The following is a 23070-nucleotide window of genomic DNA, read 5'->3' on the forward strand; positions in this document are numbered from 1 at the left end:
GACATGGTGAGAGCGGAAGATGGCCCCGGAGTTGATCACATCAGTTCGTCGGGTCGGGACCAGGTGACGATCGATGCGGCGATCCAGCGTTACTACAGCGCGGACTTCGACGAAGGATCACGGCTGACCACCCGCACCACCGCAGGGAAGATCGAGTTTCTCCGCACCCGGGAGTTGATCGAGCGTCAGCTCGAACCGGGCAGGAAGCTGCACATCGCCGACATCGGCGGCGGCACCGGCGTGCATGCGACGTGGCTCGCCGAAGCGGGCCACCTGGTGCGGCTACTCGATCCGGTCCCGGACCAGGTCGAGCGGGCAACCAGAGTCGGCACCTTCCAGGCTGTCGTCGGTGATGCCCGCCACCTCCCGTGGCCCGATGATCATTTCGACTTGACGCTGATCCTCGGCCCGCTCTATCACCTTGCCTCGGCGCAGGACCGACACCTGGCGCTGGCTGAGGCCGTCCGGGTCACTCGACCGGGCGGCGTGCTGTTCGCGGCGGCGATTCCTCGATTCGTCGCCTTCGGCGCGGCCTGGCTCGGCGAAGAGCCACCTTCGCCGCTTCCCGCCGCACTGGCCAAGCTGCTGGAAGCCGGCAGCTTCCAGTTCGACCACGTCGCCTTTCCCGGAGCTCATTTCCATACTGCCGAGGAGTTGATCACCGAACTTGCGACCGCGGGTCTTACCGACATCACCTGCGAAGGTGTTGAGGGCCCGGCCGGCCCGGCCCTCGAAGTCCGCGGAACCCACGACGACGATCTTCTGGATCCAGCCTTGACGATCGCCCGGCGCGTCGGCCCGATCCCCGGCGTCCGCGACCTGAGCAATCACTTACTGGCCTGGGGCCGGGTGCCACCGTTGGACCGCCCAATCTGATCTTGGACGCCGCCCGGTTCCGTTCAGCCGAGCGGGTGTTATCAGCGGGAGTAATAGAATCCGCCGTCGTAGCAGTAGTACTGGGTGCAGTACGGTTTGTGGTATCCCCACACGTCCACCCCGTTTCTCGCGAACCGGTAGAAGATACTCCTGCATTCGCTGGCAGACATTTTGGCCACCGGGCACGTGTACTTCGCCGTTCCGGCCATCGCATCGGGCGCTGCGGTAAAGGACAACACCACGGCGCCGAGTGCGGTGGCCAGCGCCAGGAATATCCAATTGCGAACTCTGCGAATCATTGTCAAGCCTTCCCTGAATCTCGGGTGAACCACGGAACTGGGTCCATCATTCGAGGCTAGGGAGGGCTACTGACGCGGCACTGACAGCGCTGGTCGGCGCGCGAAACCCGGGCGAACCTAGCGCGGACACCAGCCTCCGTCAGGGTCGCATGCCCTGGTGATCTTGATGATCTTGCCGGACTGGTTCACCCAGACGACCGGGTCGGTTGGTCCGTCCTCGCTGACGCGAAAAGACAGGTGCGGGTCGCTGTCAGCGGTCGGGCGGGAGAACTGCCAATCCGTGGCCTTGCCGGCAAGGTCGGCCTGGCGGGCGATCGTCGGCAGCAGTTCGATGGCGAGGGTCGGGTCGATGCCGACGGGGTCAAACAGCCATGACTCGGGGTGACGAGGTATGACGTCGATCTGGTAGGGGCTCTCCCGTGGGTGTCGGACCACCCTGACCCCATGTTGTCGTCCATCCAGGTTCAGGTCGGCGTGGACGTAGTACTTGTCGGCGGATACCAGGTAGATCCTGCTGCCGTAGGCCTCGACGATCTCTTCGATCGCGCCGGCGACGTCGGTAGGGTCGGACAGATCGACGGTCGGCACCCGACCGGTGCCGTCGACCTTGATGCCGGCGCGATCGAAGTCGCCGACTCCGTCGTCGGCCCAGATCCGCAGCCGTCCGGTGTCGTCCAGCTCGAAGACGAGAGCCTCTGCCTCGGGCCCCGCATGCGCGACGAACTCGGACAGCAGCTGCAGCGGCAACTGATTCAGCCGCGTCGACGTCGTCGGCTGATGATCACCGGCGGGCTTGGCGCCGTTGTCCCAAGGACCAGCTTCGGACCGGGTGAACCTCAGAGTCTCACCGTCGGCCATCAGCAGTGTCACTGCGACCTTGTTCCTCCTCAGTTCAAGAGACTGGATGGCGTCGCGGCCGGTCTGATCGACGAGCTGGCGCAGCGCGTCGATGACCTGTTGGGTGGCCGGGAACGGGTCCGGAGTCGGGTCTGGCTCTGGTCCTCGGCGGGGCAGCAGGCAGCCGCCGGACAGCACGCCGACGCCGAGGAGCGTCGCTCCGAACAGCAGCCGACGCCGCGGCAGGTCCGCCGAAGTCATGGCACGATCTTGGATCGCTTGGTGCAACATCAATCCTCTCAGGGGTACGGATCGGCGGGGGTGACCGTCCGTCGGTGAATGATCACGTCGGCCCAGTCGGCCAGGATGCCGCCGGTCGCGTCGGAGGCGTGGCCGGCCTCGGGATAGCCGCGGGCCCGGAACGGGGCGGCCAGCCAGTCCCGCACGGCGCCGGGGGTGCGCTCGGTCAGGTCGAGGGCCGACTGCTCATGATCAAGATCGCGGAACCGGTGCTCGTACCAGGTGGGCAGGGGTCGGGGCAGCTCGACCGTCGCCCCTTGCAGGGTCCGGTAGGTGCCGTGGTCGAAGGCCAGGCAGATCACGCGGTAACGGCTGCCGTAGCGGCGGGCGAGGTGCGAGCCGGCCGGCACGTAGGACGTTGACCCGGCGGGGGTGTTGATGCTGATCTTGGGTGCTCGGGAAGTGTGGGGGGTCGCGGCCCAGTAGACGGCGCGGGTACGAGAGTGACCGAGCCACCATTCGATCGTCCGGGCCGATCCGGCGTCGCGGTAGGAGGGGATGTCGGCCCAGAGCAGGCTGTAGTGGATGTAGAAGGCCTCGATCTGCCGGGCCATCTGCCGGGCGAGGGAATGGTGCCGATCCCCGGCCGGGCGGCCGATGCCGTCGACGATGGCACGGAGCCGTGCGGCCCGGCGGAGGTACAGCTGCTTCGTCTCGGCGGAGTAGTTTTCGTGGTAGTCGCGGGCGTACTGTCCGATCGTCTGCTTCGGGTCGGGCAGCAACGCGGTGATCAACTCCTCGGCCTCGGGATGCTGACCCGGTGCGACCTCCGCGACGTAGCTCGACAGCCGGCGGTAGACGTGACTGCGGGTCGCGTAGTGCTCGGCGCCGACGAAGTGAACTTGATCATGAGGATGGCGGGCGTTGTAGGCCCGGACCCAGGTCAGCAGGTCGATGACCTCCTGGTTGCGCCAGGCCGGGCTGAAGTCCTTGATCAACACCTCGAGATCACCGGCTCCGGTGCGGACGTATTCGTCGACCAGGAGACCGGTGGACCAATCCTCCTCCCAGATCAGGCTGCGGAAGCCGCGCTGCTCGACCAGGAAGCGGACCAATCGGTGCTTCAGGGTGGAGACTTCCGCGATGTTGTGGCCGGGCTCGCCCAGCCCGACCAACGTGCTTCCCGCCAGCGGTCGGTGCAGCGCCCGCAGATCATCCAGTGACGCGGCCGGATCCACGGTCGCCAGGCCGCGTGCGTTGGCGGTGATCCACTGCTCGACCGGGTGGCCCGCGGCCCGGGCCGCCGTCGGTACGCCCAGGGCCGCGGCTCCCGCGGCCGCGATCAACAGTCCCCTCCGAGTGATCATGGTCGGTGTTCTCCTTCTGCTCCCTGCGCCGTTGACGAACAACAGCCAGACTCCCCGGAGCAGCCGAGCGACGGTAGTGACAACAGTCACCGGTGCGGTCCTCGCAAAGTCACCTCCGTTCTTGATCATGATCAAGAACGGAGCTCCCGCTAGAAGCGGTCGAGGCGGCAGCCGTCCAGGCTGGGCTCGGCAGTGCCGTCGACCAGTTCTCGGGCGGCCAGCCGACCAACCGCTGGGGCCAGGGTGACGGCGGCATGCAGCACCGTCAGATAGAGCCCGGGCGCGTCAGGGGCCGGGCCGATGATCGGTTCGCCGTCGGCCGGCATGGGACGGTCGCCGACCCGGGCGCTGAGCAGCTCCACGCTGTCGGCGGCGCGGAAGGTGGACCGGATGGCGGCCAGGGTCGGCTCGGGTGAGTCGGCCGCGGCGATCAGCTGGTCCGCGGCGACCTGTCGCAGATCGAAGTCAGAGGTGTTGATCACCGTACGGACCAGGCCGGCCGGGGCACGGAACCGGAACAGGGTCGCCGGCGACGGCTCGACCGGCACCGTCACGCCGGCCGTCGCGGCGAGGGCGGCCGTGGACACCCCGGCCGCGAGGACAACGGTCGCGGCGGGAAGAAACTCGGCGGCGGTCTCGACACCGACCACCCGGCCCGAAGCGTCGCGGCGAACCGCGGTGGCCGGGGTGTCGCGAAGGACCCGGGCACCGTGATCCCGGGCGCCGGTGATCAGGCGATCGACGATCCCGACCGCGTCGACCGCGCCCTCGTCGGGTGCCCAGACGGCCCATTCCGGCGGCTGCCGCAGGGCCGGCTCGATCCTCGCCGCGGTGTCCGCGTCGACGAGTTGCCGGCCGGGCCCGAGCTCAGGGGCGCTCTCCCCGATGCGCCAGGACAGCGAGCCGGACCAGGTCACAGGTAGCCCCGGGAGTTCGGCTTCGAGTCGGCGGTATTCATCGGTCGCGGTGGTCCGCAGCACCGCGGCCGGGCCGGAGTCGAGCCGCGACGCCGCGATCCAGGCGAACGAGTCGGCCGTCACCCCACCGCCGGGCCGCCGGGCCTCGATGAGGGTCACGGGCGCGCCGGCCCGCGCGGCGTGATAGGCCACGGAAGCGCCGACGATGCCGGCGCCGACGACGATGATCGGCCCGGCGCCGGTCCGGGAGGGCCGCGATTCCGGTGTCAGGGTCATCAGGAGGCCTCTCGGTGTTGGTGCAGCAGGTCGGCCGCAACGGTCGTTCCATCGGTACGGATGGTCCCCGCGACAGCGGTCGCTCGGGCCCGGACCTCGCCGGTCAGGGCCGTGGTGAGGGCGGCGGTCAGCGACTCGACGGTGGGGGTCGTGCCGGCGTGGGCGACCCCGATGCCGAGCTCGGCCACTCTCCGCGCCCAATACGGTTGGTCGCCGATCTGGGCCACGACCACCTGCGGCGCTCCGGCCCGGGCGGTTGTGGTGGTGGTGCCGGCACCGCCGTGATGGACGACGGCCGCGACCCGGCGGAACAGTTCCTGCTGGTTGACCTCGCCCACGACGAAGCAGTCGTCCCGGTCGTCGATCAGGGCCAGGTCGGCCCAACCGCTGGCCAGGACAACCCGCCGGCCGACGCCCCGTACCGCCTCGATCGCGACCCGGGCGACATCGGTCGCGGTGTGCAGGCCCATGCTGCCGAACCCAACGTAGACGGGTGGATCACCGGCATCGAGGAACGTCACCAGGTCGTCCGGCAGCGGCCGGCGGTCGGGCCGGATCCAGGCGCCGGTCCGGACGACCGCGTTCCCGTTCTGCGGCCACGGCGCGAGGACCGGGTCGGCGGCCAGCCAGGGCCGATCGGTGAAGATGTGATCGCGGACGTGGTCCACCGGCGGCAGGTCGAGCAGGGCCCGTTGCTGGTTCAACGGGCCGCGGTAGAGGGCGTCGGCCCGTTGCACGGCGTCCCGGTCCCACTGCTCGCGGTCATCGATCTCGGCCTGGGTAGCCGATTCACCCGGCACCGGGCCGGTCGGCGCGGGCAGGCCTTGGGGTTGCAGGCAGGCGAACACGTAGCGGATGCCCAGCTTCTCGGCCGCCTCACGCGCGCCGGCCGGCATCAGCCCGGTGGCGACCAGCACGTCGCAGTCCCGGGCCGCCGCGCTGAGGACCTCGTACCGCTCGGCGACCAGGTCGGCCGCGATCTTGAACGCGTCCTGCGCCGACGGCGGTTTCGCGCCGGCGACCAGCGACCGGACCGGCCGGCCGAGCGGCCGGAACTCCACTCCGGAACCGTCCAACAGCTCCGCGAAGTCCGGCGACGCACACATCCGTACGTCCACGCCGAGCTCACGTAGCCGCAGCGCCAGCGCGATCACCGGCTCGACGTCTCCGCGCGACCCGACCGTCGTCAACACCACCCGCATTTCCGCGACCCTCCTCATCCTCTGTTGATCATGATTTCGGTACGGCCGGATCGTCACCGGTCGCATACGTGCTGAGGCCCGCGGCCAGGAAGTCGAACGCCTCCGCGGCAGCCCGGAGCATCCGTCGGCTGAGCGCTGCCGCGGATTCGGCACCGGGCAGGCCGGCGCGGTATTCGGCCAGGACGGCCTGGTGCACCGCGATGACGGCGTTGGCGACCACGGTCGGCCGAAGATCTCCTGGCCGGGCGCCGACCTCGGCGGCGAGTTGTGCGCCGATCCGGTCGGCGAACCGGGCCAGGATCTCCCGCTCCCGCGCGCGCAGGGCCGGGCTGCCGGCGACCAACTCGGCGATCCTGGCCGCGCGGCGTCGAATCTCCACCTCGGCCGGGAACCGCTGGGCATAGCCGTCGAGGAAGAACGTACGCAGAGTCGCGAGCGCGGAGGTGCCGGCCGGCCGCCTGCGCAACGCCTCCAGCACCTCGGCTTCGAGGTCCTGGCCCTGCGGGTGGGCCAGGTCTTCTTTCGAGGCGAAGTGATTGAACACGGTCTTCTCGGTGACCCCGGCCGACGCGGCGATCTCGGCCACCGACACGTGCTCGAACCCGCGGTCGAGGAACAGCTCCATCGCGGTCGCGGCGATCCGGGCCCGGGTGGCCGCCTTGCGCTGCTGGCGCAGCTTCGGCCGGCCCGGGTCCTGATCCGCCTGCGAGTTCGTTACAGTCACTGTAATCTCATCATAACGACTTCCGGGCGGGCCGCGAGCACCGTCACCCACGTCACGTACCGCGTGCAGACCTGAGCAAGGATTGAAGCCGATGCAGCCGATCTCATCCACGACCACCGAACTCGAACTCGACGCGTACCTGCTCTGCGCGACGCCTCGCTCCGGCAGCACGCTGCTGTGCGGACTGCTCGAATCCTCCGGAGTCGCCGGTCACCCGGCCTCCTACTTCGACCCGCGAATCCTGGATCGCAACGCCGCGGAATGGCAGATCGCCAGATCGCCTGATGGACGAATTGACGACGCGTACCTGCGGCACGCCCGGATCGCCGGCAGCACCACGAACGGCGTGTTCGGCAGCAGGATCATGGGAGCGACGTTGCCGGTACTGACCGGCGATCTGGTCGCGGCCGCGCCGGACCGGGCCGGGACCGATCTGGATCGATTGACCGAGCACCTCGGGCGGATCCGGCTCGTCCATCTGCGGCGGCGCGACGTCGTGGCGCAGGCAGTCTCCTGGGCCAGGTCGGAGCAGACCCATTTCTGGCATCCGGGCGAGGAGATCGCGCCGGGAGCCCAGGAGGCTCACTACGACGAGGAACTGATCGATCAGCTCGTGCGGAAGATCGAGAGTTTCGAGGCCCGCTGGTCCGACTGGTTCACCGCTCAGCGGGTCACTCCGTGCGAGGTGGCGTACGAAGATCTCGCGGCGGATCCAGTCGGGGTCGCCGGCGCGGTCCTGGACTATCTCGGTCTGCAGGTGCCGCCGGATCGGACTATGGAGGTGCGAGCCCGGCGCCAGGCCGATCAGCTCAACGAGGACTGGATCGAGAGATTCAAGGCCGGCCGAACGGGATGATCACCGCACCCACCTGGCCGATCAGCGCCGGGTCGTGACCGCCTTCCGAAACCCTGGCGATGATCATGGTGTCACCAGGTGACATCATCGAGCGCCGGCCAGGGCGGGCCGTCCCGGAGAGCGTTGAGGAAGGCCACTCCCGATGCCCGGCCACTCGGGTGCTGGTCGTCGCGACGCCACCGGTAGGTCGCGACCATCGCCAGCACGAGGCCACGACACTCATCAACCAGATCTTGGTCGGCATCGGCGTACCGGTCGCTCACTTCTTGCGGCACCCAGCCGAGGTCGTACTCGATGGGGCCGTGCGCGGTGTTCTCGAAATCGATGAAGAGCGGTCCGTTCCTCGTGATGATCAAGTTCGCCGGGTGCGGCTCGCCGTGCAGCACCTGCTCCGGAGCGCGACGATGGGTGATCGCCCGGCTCAGCTCGCGCAGCGCATCGGCCAGGAACGTCCGGTCCGGGTCCGTGAGATCCGGCGTGAGGTCGCGGCGGTCGACGTCTTGTTGCACGGCGGCGACGCGATCCAGAGCGTGTGGCGTCCTGAGCTCAACCTGCCGCAAACCGGCATGGAGATGCTCAAGGGCCCGGGTGTAGTCGGCCGGCGGAACTGGCGCGGCCGGCAGCGGTTCGTGGTAGGTCCAGAAGGCGATCTCGAAGCCGTCGCGGACGAGGACCCGGGGCTCGACGCGAGGATCGAGCGCGGCCACCGGGCTGTCCGTCCGGGCAAGCTGTTTCACCACTTCGACTTCTCGCTCGGGGCTCATCTCGTGGCCCTCGTGATGCGTCACGGGTGTGACTCGCGCGACGGTGTCGCAGGGGAGCAGGCGGACGACAACACGATTGGAGTCATTGAGGACGACGGCGTCATCGACTCCTAGCCCGAGTGCTGAGGCGGTCGCGATCGCTGTTGCCACGGCCCGCCGTGCCTCCGCTGATTCCATTTCCGAGTTCCTCCTCGTGTGCATCCTCACCCTGGGCGTGGACTGCCTCAGGACGGTTGGACTTCGTGACGGCTATTCGAGGTCAGCTTGGATGAGGTCCTGGCCAAGTCTGGCGACCGCATGCTCGGGTGCCTCGATTCCGGCGGTGTCGATCATGGTCGTCAACCAGGGCAGGGATTCGAAGGTGCGCACGATGCGGAGTGTCAGCATCCTGCTCCAGCCGAGGCGCCGGTCGGTTGTCTCGCCGGTTCGCTGGTCGAGCTTCTCCAGGTAGAGGTTGAACAGTTCCTGTTCGGCCCGTCCGGTCTGGGCGGCGATGGAGGGGAGCATGCCGGCAAGGTCGGTGTATTGGGGTCGCAGCGACATTGTTTCAAGATCGAATACGACCAACCGCGGATGGTCGTCGTCGGGTGCGGCGGTCCATCCGACCTGCTGGTAGCTCAACTCGTTGTGGTTCAGCGCGAGCGGCATTTGTCGGGCGCCTTCGGCGGCTTGTCGGTAGGCGCGCAGCCAGCGGCTCGCCTCGGCGGGAGTCGGCAGGAGGGCGATCAGCGACTGATGGATCCGGTCTTCGTAGCCGGAGGTTCCCGGCGGTGGCCTGAAGATGTTGGCGGGCGGGTTGCTGATGCCGTTGATGGTGGCGATGAGTTCGAGGAGATCATCGGCCTGGTCGGGGGTGGTGCCGATGGTGGGCAGGAACTGCAGCATGAGGATCTCGCCGGCCGCGGTCGTTGCCGCTCCGAGAGGCGGCGCGACCGGGGCGTGGCGTGACATGAGGTAGCGATACTTCGGGATCTCCGGCCGAGCCGGGTTGGTGAGCTTCAGGAAGATGGTCCGGTTCTGCAGCCGTCCTTCCTGCTCCGCATAGCGGATCGTCAGAATCTGTGATCGCCCAGTTTGGTGCAGCCCCTGGATCTTGTGGGTCCTGAACGCGCCGATCGGTCGGTGCAGGGTCGGGATGCGGCCGCGCAGGTCGTCCCAGGTCAGGTCCCACGGCAGCTCGACCGGTACGGGGTCCTGCCTCGCGGGCGAGCGTCCGTCCCGTTCTTCGGAGTAGTGCCGAGGGGCGAGGGCCACGCATCCACCCTGCCAGCGCGCGCTGTTGATCGCGAACGGTTTGATCTGGTGCCCGCTAGGGCTTCCGGCCGATCACGGCACCGTTCGCTCCCGCTGCCTCGAACCAGATCGTCTGGATGTCGTGGAAGCCTAGGTCGGCGAGCCAGGCGCTGTACTCCGCCGGTGTGTAGTTGCGGCCCTCGGTCTCGACCAGCATGTTGAGGCTCATCAGGGCCGCGGGCCGCGGGCCGGTCCGTTCGTCGTTGACCAGCAGCTCGGAGATGATCACCCGTCCGCCGGTCGGCAGGGCCGCCCAGCACTTCTGCAGGATCGCGCGGGCACGATCTTCCGCCCAGTCGTGCATGATCATGGAGAGCAGGATCGTGTCGTGGCCATCGGGCAACGAGGCGTCGGCGAGGAAGTCGCCGGCCACGGTGTCGATCCGCTCCGAGAGGCCCGCTTCCTTGATCTTTCCCGCAGCGATGTCGACGACCTTCGGCAGGTCATAGACCGTGGCGGTCAGGTCGGGATACAGCCGGCACAGCTCGATGTCGAACGCTGCGGAACCTCCGCCGACGTCGAGCAACCGGCGCGAGCGACTCAGGTCAACGGCCGCTCCCAGCGCATGGGCGGTGAAGATCGAGAGGGAGTGCATCGCCTCCCAGAACACGGCCAGCAGTTCGGGATCCTCACCGTCGAAGATCGATCTCTGCCGGTCCGGATCCCAGGTCGTCGGGCGGTTCGTGAGGATCGCCTCCGTCAGCCGACCCCACCCGGCGTACAGCCGTCGATCGAGCATCTGCACCCAGCCGCCGAAGAAGTACGGCTTGCCCCGGACCAGGAACTCCTCGGCCAGGGGACTGTTGCGGTAGCGCCCGTTGATCTTCTCGAGCAGCCCGAGGGCAGCGCACCCGGTGAGCAGCATCTCCGCCGGCCGCTCCTCGATCGTGAGTGCCTCGGCGAGCTCGCCGGTCGTCGTCCCCGCGGTCCCGGACAGGCGCGAGAACAGGCCGAGCTCGTGGGCAGCAGCCAGTGTCTTGAAGGCCCAGAAGCCGGTGGTCAGCTGCATCAGGGGGAGGGGAGAGAGGGCTTGATCGGCGTCCGTGGTCATGAAGTCTCCTCCGGCGACTCGGCGGGCATCGTGATCGGTGCGAATCGGTGGCCCGATTCGTTGAGCCTGGGACTGGGTGCAGTTCCGGACCGTCGAGCGGCGCTCATCCGTCCTCCTTCTCGGGTACGTGACCACAACTCTTCGCTGTGGCACGCCCGGAGGACAGGTCGTCGACCGGACAACTGGCGGACATTTCGAGAGTCGGGCGGAGGCGGGGCGTGGCCGAATTCGGCCGGCTGCCAACGGCATGATCACGATTCGGTAGACCGTCTGACAGCGCCGCAGGCTGCGATTAACCTTTGTGGTGTAGGGGTGTGGAGTTGATCCGGCGTGACCCGCAGCGCGCCGAGATCCTCCACACCCCGGCTACGTTTCGGGACCGTTCAACGGTCCTCGCTTGCGGGCGGGCCAGGATCGCGACTATCGGGCACCCCGCTCGCTCACGAAGTCGGCCATCCGGGGGACGTCCGCCTCGTCGGCCACGTCGACCTGAACTGGGGTGCCGTCCCGATCGCCGAATTCACGTCAGGCCGCGGTGGCCCGGTCAAGATCACGATCGGCCACGATCACCCGGTTGAGCCTCGCCCCGTCTGCTCGGCTGACAGGTGGTCAGGCGGCTCGCTCGAACCAATCGAGGGTGAGGTCGGCGACGGCGGCGGGGTCGTCGTCGGTGATGAAATGCGCGGCGTTGTCGACGTACGCGAACTCGTGGCGATCGGCGTACCGCTCCGGCCGGCGGCAGACCTCACGCACCAAATCCTCGGTCCACGGGCGGTCGCGGCGGCCGAAGACGACGAGGGTCGGCACGGTGAGTCGCCGGCGGCGATAGACGCCGCGGCTCAGCCGGATGGATTCGGGCAAGATCATGCCGCGGGTGAGCGGGCGCACGGCGGCGTCGATGTCGGGTCGATGCAGCGGGGCGAGGTGGGCCTCGATGGTCGCCTCCGACATCGGGTGGGCGACGTAGGCCTCGGAGAAGATGCCGCGCAATGAGGCGCCCGGACGATGCCAGATGAAGCGCGGGAGGTGCCGGAAGCCGGGGATGGCTTTCGGGCTGAACTGCATGAAGAACGGCGGCACGGAGAGCTGGACGGCGGTGCGGACCCGCTCGGGGTGGTCGTAGCTCAGCTGCAGGGCGGTGATGGTGCCCATGTCGTGGGAGAGGACGTGCGCCCGCTCGATGTCGAGGGCGTCGAGGAGGGCGATCAGGTCGCGGAGCCGGGTCTCGCGCTCGATCCGCGGGTCGTCGGCCACGGTCCAGCCGGCCCGCGCAGATCGGGGCAGATGGCACGGTAGCCAGCGGCGGCGATCACTGGGGCGACGGCGTGCCACTGCCACCAGTGCTCGGGAAATCCGTGCAACAGCACGACCGGCTCGCCTGCACCGATGGCAGCGACGTGGGTACGGAGGCCGGGGGTCTCGATCACGTCATGATCAAATCCGGACGCCTCCGGGAGCGGCGGCGACCAGGAGGAGGTTGGGGTGGACATCGCGACTCCTTTGTCCGATGGATATACTACGTTCATAGTAGACCTCGCGGAAGGGGGTGTCGATGCCGGCGGCAACCCGGGATCGCGGGCTCGAGGCGGCCGTGGAACTGCTCGGTGCGGAGGGGATGCGGGCGCTGACCCACGCGCGGGTTGATGATCGGGCCGGTCTCCCGCCCGGGTCGACTTCGAACTGGTTCCGCACCCGCCGGGCGCTGATCGGCGGCGTCGTCGACTGGATCGCCGAGCACGAGCGGGCCGACTTCGATCCGGCCGCGCTGGCGTCGATCAAGGGCGTTGACGATTTGATCGAGGGCTTGGCTGCGATGACCGAGGTGCAGGCCGGGCCGTTCGCCGCTCGCACCCGTGCCCGCTACGCCCTCTTCCTCGAGCTCACCGGTGATCCGGAGCTGGCCGAGCCGTTGCTGCGGCAGCGCCGCGAGTTCGAGCGGTGGACCGAGCGGATCGTGATCACCGTCGGCATCGCGGATCCCGGGCCGGCGACGCGGGCGATCATGGCCCTCTGCGACGGGCTGCTCCTGCACCGGCTCACCGTCGACCCGTTGCTCGACCTGCGGCCGGCGATCGATCGCGCCGTCCGCGCTCTTGCCCAGTCCTGACGCGAGGGGCGGTCCGGCTTGTTGATCACTGCCGCAGGAACGCGCTCACCATCGGCAGGACGAGGTCGGGCCGGATCACCTGCAGGTGCTTCGTGCCCGGCAAGATCGCCAACTGCGCGTTCGGCAGCAACTGCTTCATCTCGACGGCATGCTCGAGTCTGACGAAGTCGGTGTCGCCGATGATGATCAAGACCGGCATGGTGAGCCCAGCCAGCTCCTCGTCGGTCCATGCCTCGAAATCGTGCACCGCCGCCTGGGCCTTCGCCACGAACGGGTAGAAGTTCTCGGGGTGCGGCGCCGCCTCTTCGTAGGCGCGCTGCATGGCTGCGCCCTCCTCCGCGGTCGGCATCCGAGGCGACTCCAGGTCCAGCTCGGTGATCTCGGGGTAGTAGGCCACGGTGCGGGTCGGCTTGAAGTGCGCGGCGGCCAGCACCAGCCGGCCGACCCGACCTGGTGCCAGGACGGCGACCTCGGTGGAGACCAGCCCGCCCAGGCTGTAGCCGAAGAAGTCCGCCTGGTCGATGCCGAGTTGATCAAGGAGCGCGATCACGTCCTCGGCGCACTGGCGGATGGAGAACGGCCGGTCGCCGTCGGCGGTGTGCCCGTGGCCCTGCAACTCGACGCCGATCACCTTCCGCTCGGCGGTCAACGCCGGCAGCACCGAGTCGAAGCTCAGATGGAACGTGTAGACGCCGCCATGCAGCATGATCAACGGCGGGCCGGGCCGGTCGGCGCCGAGGATCTCGTAGTAGAGGTCGATGCCGTTCACCGAGGCGTAGGCGCCCTGAGTCATCTCGATCCCTTCCGTCACTGGCCGGTCAGCGGCTCAGGGCGTACGACAGCACCACCGTGCCGTTGCCGAGGTCGGTCACACCGGTCAGCTCCATGGCGGTGGTCGCCAGGCCCTCCAGCAGCGCCTCTCCGGATCCGGCGACGAAGGGGGAGACGCTCAGATGCAACTCATCGAGCAGTCCGGCCTCGACCAGGGCCCGGCTGAACGCGCCGTTGCCGTACTTCACCAAGGTGCCGTCGCCGGCCTCCTTGAGCCGGGCGACCGCCTCGACCGGATCGCCGGTCAGCACTTCGGCGTTCCAGGCGGTCTCGGTCAGCGTTGTGGAGGCGACGTACTTGGGCAACGAGTTGATCTTGTCCGCAACGTCGCCGGTCATGGTCGGCCAGGTCTGGGCGAAGCCCTCGTAGGTCACCCTGCCGAGGACGATGCCGACGGCCGAGGACAGCAGCTGGCGTTGAAAGGCGAAGTGGTTGTCGTTCGGGACGACAGCCTGCTGCCCGGCCCACCAGGCGTCGCCGGACATCCGTCCGTCGATCGAGAGGTGGTCGTATTCGATCAGTTTGCGCACGACCGGGAGTCAATCACCCGGCCGATCGGTCCGTCTTGTATCGAACCGAAGCCGATTCACAACGCCAGAAACGAGATGCCGGACCGCAATTCACTGGGCGTGTGACCGGTCGCCCACCGCATCGCGCGGGCGAGCTGGGCCTGGTCGTAGTAGCCGCCGGCGGTGACCACGTCGTTGATCGAACTCCCCGCCGTGAGGAGCCGGGCGGCGTGCCGGGCCTGCTCGATGCTGACGACCTTGCGGTGCGAGAGCCCGACGGCCCGGCGGAACCGGATCTGCGCCATCCGTTCCGACAGGCCGCGCGGACGTTCGCCGTGGCGAATCTCGTCGACCAGCGGGTCGAAGATCAACAAGCCCGCGCGGACCAGCCGGTGGACGAACACTTCGACGTTCTGCGCGGTCGGCATCTCCCACCCCCGGTTGTCCAACAGGATCCGGCCGTCCGACAGGGTCGGCAACAGCGCATCCTTCTGGTTGGACAGACCGGAGGGCGGGAAGAGCCGCAGGGAGGCTCCGAGCCGCAGATCGACGCCGAAGTATTCCGTGCCCTCCTCGCAGATCATCGCCGTGCTGACCGTCTCCGGTCCACGCAGATGCACCGACCAGGAGCCTGCACCGCTTCGCGCGAACGCGATCATGGACGAGGTCTTGACCGCCGAGGCGAAATCGGTCGTGGCATCGCAGCTCGACGTCCACACCCGCTGCACCAGCGGGAGGTCGCCGGCGACCTCATCGAAGATCAGTCCCACGGCGCGAGCATAGTTCTCGCGGGGCGATCGAGTCAGCCGAAGTACGTGAAGCGGTTGAGCTTGTTCCAGTCGACGATCTTCTGCTTGGACCGCCAGACCCCGTTGCGATCGGGGTCGTAGGGATCGGCGATCTGGTAGCGCTCGGCCCCGTAGCCGACGATGGCGATGTAGTGGCCGTCGAAGTGATCATCGTCGACCTGGTTCATGTTGATCACGACCGGATAGCCCGCGTCGATGCTGGCCCGGACCTTGGCCTGCAGGTCGGCGTACAGCGTGCCGCTGGGTGAGATGCGGAACCGGAAGCGCTTGGCCTTCCCGTTGAGGTTGAGCCGGTTGTTCAGCACCGTGGCGATCAAGGTGGGGACCTTGAGCCCCATGTTCTCCAGACCGGGGCCGTCGTACGGATGCAGGTTCAGCCCCTTGGCCAGGCTGTTCTGGCTCGGAATCTGCCGGTTCTCCGAACTGTCGCGCCGCAGGATCGGTGCACTGATGGCGATGCGGGTGGAAGCGGCCGAGCAGTAGTAGCCGTTGGGCTGCTTCTGATAGCGGTACTTGACGCCCGCGGCACTGGCTTGCGTGGTGCCGAGGGTCAATCCGATCCCGGCTCCGGCGCCGGCGATGAGCAGTGATCGACGAGTCAACTGGTGTGTCATCAGATCCTCCGTTGGTTGGTGACGTCTGCATCTAAACACGGTGCAGGTCCAGCGCTGTCGTAGCGCTTCATGATCATCTTTCCGTCGTCGCCGCCCGGGAGGTGATCGCGTACCGGCAAGGGCTGGGGCTTCGGCGGGTGACCCGGGCCGGCCGCTACTGTGACCGGCGTGCCGGAGCCCTTGGTGTACGTGATCGGGACGCTGTTCGTGGTGGCTCTGGGCGTTGCCATCGTTGCGCTGAGGTTGTTCAAGCTCTCCCGGATGCCGAAGCTGGAGCTGTCCGACGGCCCGGCCGAGGATTCCGGGCGGCGCGCCGGGACGATGCCGCGCTGGCTGTCGACGATGATCTTCGCCGGACTCGTGGTCGGGGTGCTCATCGCCTTCGACCTGTCCGGTCGGATCGGCAATCAGCAGGCCTGTGATCAGGGGCGCGAGATCTTCGCCGCTGCGCAGGACGGCGGCCGAAACCTCGACCGGGCCCGGGCTGCGGCGGCCGAACGCGGGTTCGAGCTGGACGTGATCGAGGAGAGCGACGGGGTCACCAAGGTCGACGTCGTCAAGAACGGCCGTCGGATCGGCTTCTGGCGGATCAACTACGGCACACCCCGCTACGACTGTGTGCGGTACCGCCGCAGTTAACTCCGGTCACTCACGCTGGGATCAACCGCCGCCTCGCGTGTCAGTGCGGAGTCAGTGGGGCGGGCTAGCGTCTGGGCCTGCCGCCACCCGGCGGTCACCACTCGAGAGGCAGTCGTCATGCCGAAGCTGATCAAGACCAGCAAGGTCGCCGAACGGCGCCGGGCCCGGCGCTTGTCGATCCGCGTCCTCGCCGCCTTCGTGATTCTCGCTGCCTTCGCGGCCACGCTGGTCACGCCGGCCGCGGCCGTACCGGATCCGGGTTCGGGCACGTGGCCGGCCGGCGAGGTCAAGGCACGGCACGATGCCGAGCCGATGCCGCTGGTCGAGCTGGTCGGTGCCGCCGGGACGGGCCGGCTCTACACCACGGACCTCGACGAAGCGCGCGCCGCGGCGGCCGGCGGGATGCGGCGGGAGCCGCAGGTGGTCGGGTATCTGCCGATCGGCGGCTCGATCGGCACGGCGCACGCGCTGTACCGGCTCAAGCCGTCGGCGACGGCGACCCGGTGGCTGCTGACGGCGTCGGCCGACGAGCGTGACGCGTTGGTCGCGCAGGGCTGGCGCTACGAGGGCGTCGTCGGTCACAGCTACCTCCGTCGCGGCGCGGGCATGGCCCAGCTGCAGCGCTTCAGCAACGGCCGCGAGTGGCGGGTGGCGCTGGAGTCGCGGCGGGCCGAGCTGATCGCAGCCGGGTACCGGTTCGACGGTGGCCTGGGCTACGTCTACCCGACGTGGGTGCGGGCCGGAGCGGTGATGTTCCCGATGTGGCATCCGGGCGGACATGCCAAGGAGAACGGCTGCGAGCGGATCTACGATCGGCGCGACGTGTGGTGCGGGGTGCGCGACTTCTACGACGGTCACCCGCTGGGCACCGACACCTGGCCCGACGCCGACTTCAGCTGGCTGCGGCCCTCGGCCGGCTACTACGACGACGCCGACCCGAAGACCTGGCAGCGGCACATCGACACCGCCACCTCGGCGGGCCTGAGCTTCTTCAACTTCTACTGGTACTGGGATTCCAAGCAACAGGTCGAGTATTCCAGCGACGTCGGCCTGGCCGCCTTCCTCCGCGCCCCGAACCAGACCGACCTCGATTTCATGGTGACGGTGTGCGCGCATGACTATGCCCCGTTGGAGATTCCGGTGGCGCAGTATCAGCGGACCGCGTCGATCATCGTCGAGAAGTACGTTTCGCAGCCGAACGCGTTGCGGACGAACGACGGCCGGAAGATCATCGGCATCTGTGATCCGCGAGGTCTGGGCGCGGGCTCCAAGGCGGACATCGCGGCCTTCGTCTCGCAGTTGCGGGCCGAGGCCCGCGATCAACTGGGCGAGGACGTGTACGTCTCGATGAGCCATCCGGCGTTTCGCGGCGCCGACGTGCCCGCGGTGGGAGCCGACGGCGCTCACTGCACCACCGACTCCGCGGGCATCGAGAGCCAGTCCTTCAGTCGCTACCTGTCCGGGCAGCGTGCCTTCTACGGGCAGGTGCCGGCCGGCACCGACCTGATGCGCTGCGTGCTCTCCGGCTTCGACGAGCGCACCCGCTATCCGGTGCAGAAGGCCGACGTGAACAGCATTCGCTACTTCCGCGACTACCAGAAGGAGGACTTCGTCCCGGCGGTCCGGAACCTGCGCGACGACCAGCGCGCGGCGCCGCGCTTCCCGAACGTCGACAACTTCGCGATGATCTTCGCCTGGAACGAGTGGGACGAGGGCGCTTCGATCGAGCCGAACGAGCGCGACGGCTGCTACTTCCTCAACACGCTGAGGTCGGGTCTCGGCCTGGTCCGTGGGGGCGGTTGCTCGGTCAGGTGATCTTGCCGATGATCATGATCATGGGCCGATCCCGGAGTCACCGGCGCAGCGCGGATCGCAATTCGATGGCCAACTGCACCGCGGCCTCGATCTCGGACCGGCGGCTGGACACGCTTTCGACGTTGAGCCCGACCGGAATGTCGAGCCGGCGACAGTAGGCCAGCATGTCGTGGGCGACGGCGCGGGCATGATCGTACGACGACTCCAGCGTGTCCTTCGAGCGGGTGAGGTCACGCTGGATCCACGGCGGGACCTGGACCCCGAGCCAGGTCAGGAACTCCAACGTCTTCGCCGAACCGCAGACGGACAAGGTGAACGCGATCGGTCGCGGCCGGATGCTGCGCGCGTCGCACTCGTCGCGGTAGTCGGAGACGAGGTTCTTGGCCGCGTTGACGTCGTAGAGGATCTGGCTGACGAAGAACGAGCACCCGGCCGCCTGCTTGTCGATCATGCGCCGGTGCTCGTCACCGCGGGCCGCGTGTCGCTCCGGGATCACCACGGCGCCGATCTTCAGGTCCGGTTGCACCGTCTCGCGCAGCGCGTACGCCTGACGCAGCGAGGTCAGGCCGGTGCTGCGACTCGACGAGGAGCCGACCAGCACCGAGAGCACCCGGTCCGGCGGCTGGGTCTGCAACCACTCCTCGAGGCTGGCCTCCGAATACTTCCCCACCGATCGATACACCACCACCGGGTGCGGCCAGCCGCCGAAGTGCTCGGCCAGATAGGTGGCCGGATCGACGGTCGGCAGGAACGGGAACGGCCGCTGGTCCGGATTGCGATCACCCTCCTCGGCGACGTCGTACAGCAGCACCCCGTCGGGATCGACGGAACGCAAACGGTCGAGGGTCTTCTCGGCGATCGCCCGCATCCGCTCCGGCCCGGTCGAAGCGCGGGGAGGGGTGATCGCGAACAGGAGGAACTCGCCCTCGCCGGCACCGACTCGCTGCAACAGATCCACGAAGCGACCGTAGCCGTCCGCCCCGATATTGCGTCGACATGGGGCCGGCGTTCCTGATCTGATCATGGGATGTCGATCAAGGGACCAGGGGATGCAGAGCGAGGATGAGACGCCGCTGACCGGCGGCTTCGTCAACGAGGTGACCAAGGTCGGCAACACCGTCCGCCGCACCTCGGGCCCGTGGACCCCGGCGGTCCAGGCCCTGCTGCACCACCTCGAAGCCGGCGGATTCACCGAGGCGCCGCGGGCGCTCGGCATCGACGACCGCGGTCGGGAAGTGCTCAGCTACCTCCCCGGAGAGACCATTCCGTGGACCGACTGGCCGGCCGAACTCTGCGCCGCGGACGGGGTGGGTCAGCTCGGCCGGCTGCTGCGTCGCTACCACGACGCCGTCCGCACGTTCACTCCGCCGGCCGATGCCGTCTGGCGTAATCCGCTGGCGCGATCCGGCGAGCTCATCCGGCATGGCGACTTCAGCCCGTTCAACACCACCTGGGTCCGCGGGCAGGTGGTCGGAGTGATCGACTGGGATTTCGCCCAGCCGGGCAGCGCGCTCGATGATCTTGCCTACCTGGCCTGGCAATTGGTGCCGCTGCAACCGCGGGAACGGGCCCGGCAGTACGGCATCCCGGCCGAGGTCGATCTGCGGACGCGACTGCGGGTGCTGTGTGACGCCTACGGTGGTGATCATGCTCCGGCGGCCGTGATCATGGCCGCGGTGAAGGTGATCGAAAGGGAACGGGAGCACACCGCCCAGCTTGCCGCCGAGGGACTCCACCCCTGGACCGGGTTCGCCCGCGACGGCAGCCTCGAAGCGTTCGCCCGAGAGGCTGACTGGCTCCGCCGGACGATGGACTGGTGGATCGGCCAGGAGTAGTTCTCCCTCCCGTACCGGACACAAGATGTCTTGTACGGGCGCCAGACTGGAGTCATGCTGAGAATCGGATCGATCGTCTGGCACACCACGGACAACAGCCGGGCCGCTCAATTCTGGAGCAAGGCGCTCGGTTATGAGCAGGACGAGAATCCTGACTTCCTCTACGACAAGCTCGGCAACGGCGTCCGGCTGCACCTGGACTCGACCGACCGCACTCACCTCGATCTCTGGACCGAGAACGAGGGTGAGCGGGAAGCCGAGGTGGAGCGGCTCATCGCGTTGGGCGCCACCCGCGTGGACTGGGAGTATCCCGAGGGCGCCGACTTCGTGGTGCTCGCCGATACGGAGGGAAAACTGTTCTGCGTGATCGGGTGATCCATGCTGTGATCAACCGTGACCAGATGGAGCACGAGCCTGACGGCGACGGCGGTCGCCGAGTTGCTGGCGGTCGTCCGCCGGCGCAAACCGGAGATCGTCGAGGCGCCGGCCGAGTTGATCGGCGAGGGCATCAGCACCCTGACCTACGGGTTGTCCTCGTCCAGCGGCGAGTGGGTGTTGCGGGTGTCGCGGCAGCATCCCGAACCCTGGACCTGGCGCGGCGGGCGTGGGCACGAGGTCGAGTTGCTGGCCGAGTTGCGCCGCCGCGGGCTGCCGGTGCCGGCGGAGGCGGAGGTGATCGAGCAGGTCGACGGCCGGCCGGCCGCGATCCTCGAGCGTCGGGTGATCGGAGCGCCGCTCAGCGCCGACCAGGTCCGCGATGATCACGAGCTGACGATGACGATCGCCGCGATCCTCGACCGGCTGCACGGCTTCGAGGTCGACGACGCGATCCGGCGCGGGGTGCCCCAGGACGATCCGGTGGCCGAGTTCCGCCAGGCCCTGGACGTGGTGGACCTAGCCGACGACGGCCTGCGGCGCCGGGTGGAGTCGGCGATCATCGTGCTGGAGCGTCGGGCGCGGCTCCGGGTGTTGTGTCATCGGGACTTCCGAGTCGATCACCTGATCATCGGTGCGGACGGCGGACTGGCCGGACTTCTCGATCTCGGCGAAGTCGGGATCGACGATCCGGCGGTCGACCTGGCCTTCCTGCACGGCGAACTCGGCGCCGAGAAGGTGGCCGAGATCTGTGCGGCGATGAAGACCGCGGACGCCGGGCTGGCCGAAGCGGCGCGGGTCGTCTACAGCCTCTGGCCGTTGCTCGAGTTGGCACCCGGCGGCGAGACCTGGGGCGATCCGGCCACGGCGCGGGGTCGGCTCGAGGCCCTCGTCTGACTTCGCCAGGCTGAGCGTGAGGGGTTGAGACGCCCCGGGCCGCTCACTCCGGTAAATAGATCGTCGGCCGGTGATCGCTTGATCGATTTGTGGGTACAAGGGTCGGGACAGCCGAATTTGGAGCAGTGAGATGGGGACCCTCGACCCGTACGACGCCGCGGCCGGTCTGGCCCGGGTCGACAGCTTTCTGTCCGACCTGGCGCCCGGCGCCGGGGACGCCTCGGCGGCGGAGGTGTCCTGGGCCGGATCGGTGATCGTGGCCGAACTCCGGGTCGCGCCCGCGGTGGCCCAGCGAAACGGGGCCGAGCAGGCGGCGCTGCACCAGGCCTGGTCGTCGGAGATGATCACGGTGCTGACCGACCCGCGGATCCGCCGGATCGAGACGATGGGGGACCGGCTGTGGGCGATCTACGCGACCAGGACCGATGCTGACGTCGCCGCGGTGTTCGATCTGGCCGGCCGGGCCAACGCGTTGCGGTGGGTGATCAACACCGCGCTGCATCGGCACGGGCAGGAGCCGATCGATGCCGGTCTCGGGGTGGAGTACGGGCAGCTGACCCGGGCGGCCGCGGTCGGCGAGGCGGGCGGCAACCTGACCTTCATCGGTGAGCCGATCGCCCGGGCCGAGCAGCTGGCCGAGCGAGCCGGCCATGGCAGCCCGGCCCCGATCTGGTACGGCTCCGACTTCGCCGGCCATCTCGACGATCACCGCCGGCAACTGCTGACCGAGCCCGTCGACTGGGGCGACGGAGGCCGGGTCTACACCGGCAACGTCGTTGATCAGCAGACGTTCGCCTGGATCGAGGAGCAGGCCGGCGCCCGGTCGGCGGATGATCCGACTGAGTCTTGATCAACGTGTCCGGCCGACCCGGTGATCATCCGGCTCAGGGTTGTGGTCGCGGGTAGACGCGGGAACCGCCGCCGGCCGCGGGTAGCCCGGGCAGCGTGCGGGTCACGATCAACTCCAGGGCGATGGTGCGGAGTTTGGTGTTGGACTGCTGGGAATAGCGGCGCAGGACGCCGAACGCCTTGACGTCGTCGATGCCGTACCGCTCCATCAGGATGCCCATCGCCTGCCCGACCAGCTTGCGGGCGTCGACCGCCTCGGCCAGGCTCTCCTGCTGCCGGGCGACCGCGACCGCGATCGAGGCGTGCCTGGTGACGATGTGGGCGATCGCTTCCTCGTCGACATCGAAGGCGGCCGGCTCGGGGTGCCCGGCGACCAGCACCCCGGCCGGGTGATCGGCGACCTTGAAGCGCAGCACCAGCAGACTCCGCAGCCCGTGACCGGGGTCGGCCACCGGTGGCCAGTCCGGCCAACGGGTCTCCGCCGGCAGATTGTCGATGATCACCGCGGTGTCGGAGCCGAACGCGTCCCGGTAGGGGCCCCGGCTCGGATCGGCGGCGACGATCTTGCCGAAGGTGTCATCGGTCGAGGCGGCCAGCTCGAGCTGCGCGGCCTTCTTGCCGAGCAGGATCGCCGCGGCGGTGCAGCCCAACGAACCGACCGCGAAACCGGCGACCGCCTCGACGGTCTCCTCGATCGTGGTGGCTTCGTGGACGGAAGTGCTGAGGCGGCCGAACTCCTGCAACGGAATGATGATCGGATTGACGGCTGTCACGCCATCACGTCCTTCGAGCGGGTACGTCACCCGGCGGTCTGCTCCACCAGGAGGTGACCACCACACGCGGAAGGATTTGCTAGGGCCTCCAGCAAGCAGTAGAACCATCCATCATCCTCTATCCGGCCTTGATAAACCAGCGTCGCTCGGAGAAGGACGGATCGGCCCTACTCCCGGCGGGTTTCGCGGAGCTGATCAGGACCGCGATCGCGTGGATCTCGGGATCGGCGTTGATCACGCAACGGGGCCGGCACCCGTCGGTCTACTCAGCCGAGCCACGAGTTCGCCGGGTCGGGAGGCGGTCCCGTCGGTTAG

26 protein-coding genes are annotated in these 23070 nt (G+C 68.4%); 9 read left to right on the top strand and 17 right to left on the bottom strand.

Annotated features, from left to right (window positions below; all coding sequences use genetic code 11):
- The first annotated feature begins 63 nt into the window (after positions 1-63).
- Positions 64-876 carry a class I SAM-dependent methyltransferase gene (locus FNH24_RS29310; protein ID WP_161606378.1) on the top strand — a complete coding sequence of 271 codons (813 nt, stop codon included), beginning with the start codon at positions 64-66 and terminating at the stop codon, positions 874-876.
- A 41-nt stretch (positions 877-917) separates the two neighbouring features.
- On the opposite strand, the gene FNH24_RS29315 is transcribed toward FNH24_RS29310, so the two are convergent.
- The 6 genes from FNH24_RS29315 to FNH24_RS29340 all read right to left on the bottom strand — a co-directional run bounded on the left by FNH24_RS29315 (position 918) and on the right by FNH24_RS29340 (position 6738).
- Complete coding sequence (locus tag FNH24_RS29315) at positions 918-1175, bottom strand: hypothetical protein (RefSeq protein WP_152365738.1); 258 nt, start codon at positions 1173-1175, stop codon at positions 918-920.
- Positions 1176-1292: 117 nt separating this feature from the next.
- The gene (locus FNH24_RS29320) at positions 1293-2210 is read right to left on the bottom strand and encodes a hypothetical protein (protein ID WP_152365739.1); all 918 of its coding nucleotides are present in this window, start codon (positions 2208-2210) and stop codon (positions 1293-1295) included.
- A 101-nt stretch (positions 2211-2311) separates the two neighbouring features.
- Positions 2312-3619, bottom strand: a complete 1308-nt coding sequence (locus FNH24_RS29325) for an erythromycin esterase family protein (protein WP_161606379.1) — start codon at positions 3617-3619, stop codon at positions 2312-2314.
- 149 nt (positions 3620-3768) lie between these two features.
- Complete coding sequence (locus FNH24_RS29330; RefSeq protein ID WP_152365741.1) at positions 3769-4812, bottom strand: NAD(P)/FAD-dependent oxidoreductase; 1044 nt, start codon at positions 4810-4812, stop codon at positions 3769-3771.
- Positions 4812-6014 (bottom strand): glycosyltransferase, encoded by a 1203-nt coding sequence (locus FNH24_RS29335; protein WP_152365742.1) that lies wholly within the window; start codon positions 6012-6014, stop codon positions 4812-4814. Before FNH24_RS29335 ends, FNH24_RS29330 begins: the two co-directional genes overlap by 1 nt.
- 28 nt (positions 6015-6042) lie before the next feature.
- Positions 6043-6738 carry a TetR/AcrR family transcriptional regulator gene (locus FNH24_RS29340; protein ID WP_152365743.1) on the bottom strand — a complete coding sequence of 232 codons (696 nt, stop codon included), beginning with the start codon at positions 6736-6738 and terminating at the stop codon, positions 6043-6045.
- 91 nt (positions 6739-6829) lie between these two features.
- Here FNH24_RS29340 and FNH24_RS29345 point away from each other — a divergent pair, with 91 nt between their 5' ends.
- Positions 6830-7594: a Stf0 family sulfotransferase gene (locus FNH24_RS29345; protein WP_152365744.1), complete on the top strand. Its 765-nt coding sequence runs from the start codon at positions 6830-6832 to the stop codon at positions 7592-7594.
- Between the two features lie 71 nt (positions 7595-7665).
- Here FNH24_RS29345 and FNH24_RS29350 read toward each other — a convergent pair whose 3' ends face one another.
- From FNH24_RS29350 to FNH24_RS32540, 5 genes are all read right to left on the bottom strand, one after another.
- Positions 7666-8535: a phosphotransferase family protein gene (locus tag FNH24_RS29350; protein ID WP_152365745.1), complete on the bottom strand. Its 870-nt coding sequence runs from the start codon at positions 8533-8535 to the stop codon at positions 7666-7668.
- A gap of 72 nt (positions 8536-8607) precedes the next feature.
- Positions 8608-9612 (bottom strand): hypothetical protein, encoded by a 1005-nt coding sequence (locus FNH24_RS29355; RefSeq protein ID WP_152365746.1) that lies wholly within the window; start codon positions 9610-9612, stop codon positions 8608-8610.
- Positions 9613-9667: 55 nt separating this feature from the next.
- Positions 9668-10702 carry a methyltransferase gene (locus FNH24_RS29360; protein ID WP_217428596.1) on the bottom strand — a complete coding sequence of 345 codons (1035 nt, stop codon included), beginning with the start codon at positions 10700-10702 and terminating at the stop codon, positions 9668-9670.
- A gap of 609 nt (positions 10703-11311) precedes the next feature.
- A complete protein-coding gene (locus tag FNH24_RS29365; RefSeq protein WP_217428597.1) occupies positions 11312-11956 on the bottom strand; it encodes an alpha/beta fold hydrolase in 645 nt (214 codons plus the stop codon).
- Complete coding sequence (locus tag FNH24_RS32540; protein ID WP_217428598.1) at positions 11908-12192, bottom strand: alpha/beta fold hydrolase; 285 nt, start codon at positions 12190-12192, stop codon at positions 11908-11910. Before FNH24_RS32540 ends, FNH24_RS29365 begins: the two co-directional genes overlap by 49 nt.
- Positions 12193-12254: 62 nt before the next feature.
- On the opposite strand from FNH24_RS32540, the gene FNH24_RS29370 reads away from it, so the two are divergent.
- Positions 12255-12809 carry a TetR/AcrR family transcriptional regulator gene (locus FNH24_RS29370; RefSeq protein WP_152365747.1) on the top strand — a complete coding sequence of 185 codons (555 nt, stop codon included), beginning with the start codon at positions 12255-12257 and terminating at the stop codon, positions 12807-12809.
- A 25-nt stretch (positions 12810-12834) separates the two neighbouring features.
- On the opposite strand, the gene FNH24_RS29375 is transcribed toward FNH24_RS29370, so the two are convergent.
- From FNH24_RS29375 to FNH24_RS29390, 4 genes are read right to left on the bottom strand one after another with little or no spacing between them, the layout of a single operon-like run.
- Positions 12835-13602: an alpha/beta fold hydrolase gene (locus FNH24_RS29375; RefSeq protein WP_152365748.1), complete on the bottom strand. Its 768-nt coding sequence runs from the start codon at positions 13600-13602 to the stop codon at positions 12835-12837.
- Positions 13603-13627: 25 nt separating this feature from the next.
- Positions 13628-14170, bottom strand: coding sequence for a dihydrofolate reductase family protein (locus FNH24_RS29380; RefSeq protein WP_152365749.1), 543 nt, complete (start codon positions 14168-14170; stop codon positions 13628-13630).
- Positions 14171-14226: 56 nt separating this feature from the next.
- Positions 14227-14919, bottom strand: a complete 693-nt coding sequence (locus FNH24_RS29385; RefSeq protein WP_152365750.1) for a helix-turn-helix domain-containing protein — start codon at positions 14917-14919, stop codon at positions 14227-14229.
- Positions 14920-14951: 32 nt separating this feature from the next.
- Entirely contained in the window at positions 14952-15572 is a 621-nt protein-coding gene (locus FNH24_RS29390; protein ID WP_152365751.1) for a C39 family peptidase, read from the bottom strand.
- 168 nt (positions 15573-15740) lie between these two features.
- On the opposite strand from FNH24_RS29390, the gene FNH24_RS29395 reads away from it, so the two are divergent.
- Positions 15741-16211, top strand: coding sequence for a hypothetical protein (locus tag FNH24_RS29395; RefSeq protein WP_152365752.1), 471 nt, complete (start codon positions 15741-15743; stop codon positions 16209-16211).
- Between the two features lie 117 nt (positions 16212-16328).
- Entirely contained in the window at positions 16329-18026 is a 1698-nt protein-coding gene (locus FNH24_RS29400) for a glycoside hydrolase family 99-like domain-containing protein (RefSeq protein WP_152365753.1), read from the top strand.
- A gap of 37 nt (positions 18027-18063) precedes the next feature.
- On the opposite strand, the gene FNH24_RS29405 is transcribed toward FNH24_RS29400, so the two are convergent.
- Positions 18064-18984: a methylenetetrahydrofolate reductase gene (locus tag FNH24_RS29405; RefSeq protein WP_152365754.1), complete on the bottom strand. Its 921-nt coding sequence runs from the start codon at positions 18982-18984 to the stop codon at positions 18064-18066.
- 91 nt (positions 18985-19075) lie between these two features.
- On the opposite strand from FNH24_RS29405, the gene FNH24_RS29410 reads away from it, so the two are divergent.
- The 4 genes from FNH24_RS29410 (at position 19076) to FNH24_RS29425 (ending at position 21983) form a co-directional block, all read left to right on the top strand.
- On the top strand, positions 19076-19861 hold the full coding sequence (locus FNH24_RS29410) for an aminoglycoside phosphotransferase family protein (RefSeq protein WP_161606380.1): 786 nt from the start codon (positions 19076-19078) through the stop codon (positions 19859-19861).
- Positions 19862-19915: 54 nt separating this feature from the next.
- Positions 19916-20236 (top strand): VOC family protein, encoded by a 321-nt coding sequence (locus FNH24_RS29415; RefSeq protein WP_152365756.1) that lies wholly within the window; start codon positions 19916-19918, stop codon positions 20234-20236.
- An 18-nt stretch (positions 20237-20254) separates the two neighbouring features.
- Positions 20255-21133, top strand: coding sequence for a phosphotransferase (locus FNH24_RS29420; RefSeq protein WP_152365757.1), 879 nt, complete (start codon positions 20255-20257; stop codon positions 21131-21133).
- Positions 21134-21263: 130 nt separating this feature from the next.
- On the top strand, positions 21264-21983 hold the full coding sequence (locus tag FNH24_RS29425; RefSeq protein WP_152365758.1) for a hypothetical protein: 720 nt from the start codon (positions 21264-21266) through the stop codon (positions 21981-21983).
- A 34-nt stretch (positions 21984-22017) separates the two neighbouring features.
- Here the strand turns inward: FNH24_RS29425 and FNH24_RS29430 are convergent, their stop codons facing one another.
- On the bottom strand, positions 22018-22755 hold the full coding sequence (locus FNH24_RS29430) for a GAF and ANTAR domain-containing protein (RefSeq protein ID WP_246187118.1): 738 nt from the start codon (positions 22753-22755) through the stop codon (positions 22018-22020).
- Positions 22756-23070 lie beyond the last annotated feature (315 nt).

The sequence above is a fragment of the Microlunatus speluncae genome, assembly GCF_009299835.1.
Classification (GTDB): domain Bacteria; phylum Actinomycetota; class Actinomycetes; order Propionibacteriales; family Propionibacteriaceae; genus Microlunatus; species Microlunatus speluncae.

What these genes read in the sequence shown, in the direction of transcription:
- FNH24_RS29345 (WP_152365744.1), top strand. Translation starts at nt 6,830, where the DNA reads ATGCAGCCGATCTCATCCACGACCACCGAACTCGAACTCGACGCGTAC.
- FNH24_RS29325 (WP_161606379.1), bottom strand. Translation starts at nt 3,619, where the DNA reads ATGATCACTCGGAGGGGACTGTTGATCGCGGCCGCGGGAGCCGCGGCC.
- FNH24_RS29390 (WP_152365751.1), bottom strand. Translation starts at nt 15,572, where the DNA reads ATGACACACCAGTTGACTCGTCGATCACTGCTCATCGCCGGCGCCGGA.
- FNH24_RS32540 (WP_217428598.1), bottom strand. Translation starts at nt 12,192, where the DNA reads ATGTCCACCCCAACCTCCTCCTGGTCGCCGCCGCTCCCGGAGGCGTCC.
- FNH24_RS29410 (WP_161606380.1), top strand. Translation starts at nt 19,076, where the DNA reads ATGCAGAGCGAGGATGAGACGCCGCTGACCGGCGGCTTCGTCAACGAG.
- FNH24_RS29350 (WP_152365745.1), bottom strand. Translation starts at nt 8,535, where the DNA reads ATGGAATCAGCGGAGGCACGGCGGGCCGTGGCAACAGCGATCGCGACC.
- FNH24_RS29375 (WP_152365748.1), bottom strand. Translation starts at nt 13,602, where the DNA reads ATGACTCAGGGCGCCTACGCCTCGGTGAACGGCATCGACCTCTACTAC.
- FNH24_RS29360 (WP_217428596.1), bottom strand. Translation starts at nt 10,702, where the DNA reads ATGACCACGGACGCCGATCAAGCCCTCTCTCCCCTCCCCCTGATGCAG.
- FNH24_RS29400 (WP_152365753.1), top strand. Translation starts at nt 16,329, where the DNA reads ATGCCGAAGCTGATCAAGACCAGCAAGGTCGCCGAACGGCGCCGGGCC.
- FNH24_RS29335 (WP_152365742.1), bottom strand. Translation starts at nt 6,014, where the DNA reads ATGCGGGTGGTGTTGACGACGGTCGGGTCGCGCGGAGACGTCGAGCCG.
- FNH24_RS29315 (WP_152365738.1), bottom strand. Translation starts at nt 1,175, where the DNA reads ATGATTCGCAGAGTTCGCAATTGGATATTCCTGGCGCTGGCCACCGCA.
- FNH24_RS29330 (WP_152365741.1), bottom strand. Translation starts at nt 4,812, where the DNA reads ATGACCCTGACACCGGAATCGCGGCCCTCCCGGACCGGCGCCGGGCCG.
- FNH24_RS29415 (WP_152365756.1), top strand. Translation starts at nt 19,916, where the DNA reads ATGCTGAGAATCGGATCGATCGTCTGGCACACCACGGACAACAGCCGG.
- FNH24_RS29425 (WP_152365758.1), top strand. Translation starts at nt 21,264, where the DNA reads ATGGGGACCCTCGACCCGTACGACGCCGCGGCCGGTCTGGCCCGGGTC.
- FNH24_RS29370 (WP_152365747.1), top strand. Translation starts at nt 12,255, where the DNA reads ATGCCGGCGGCAACCCGGGATCGCGGGCTCGAGGCGGCCGTGGAACTG.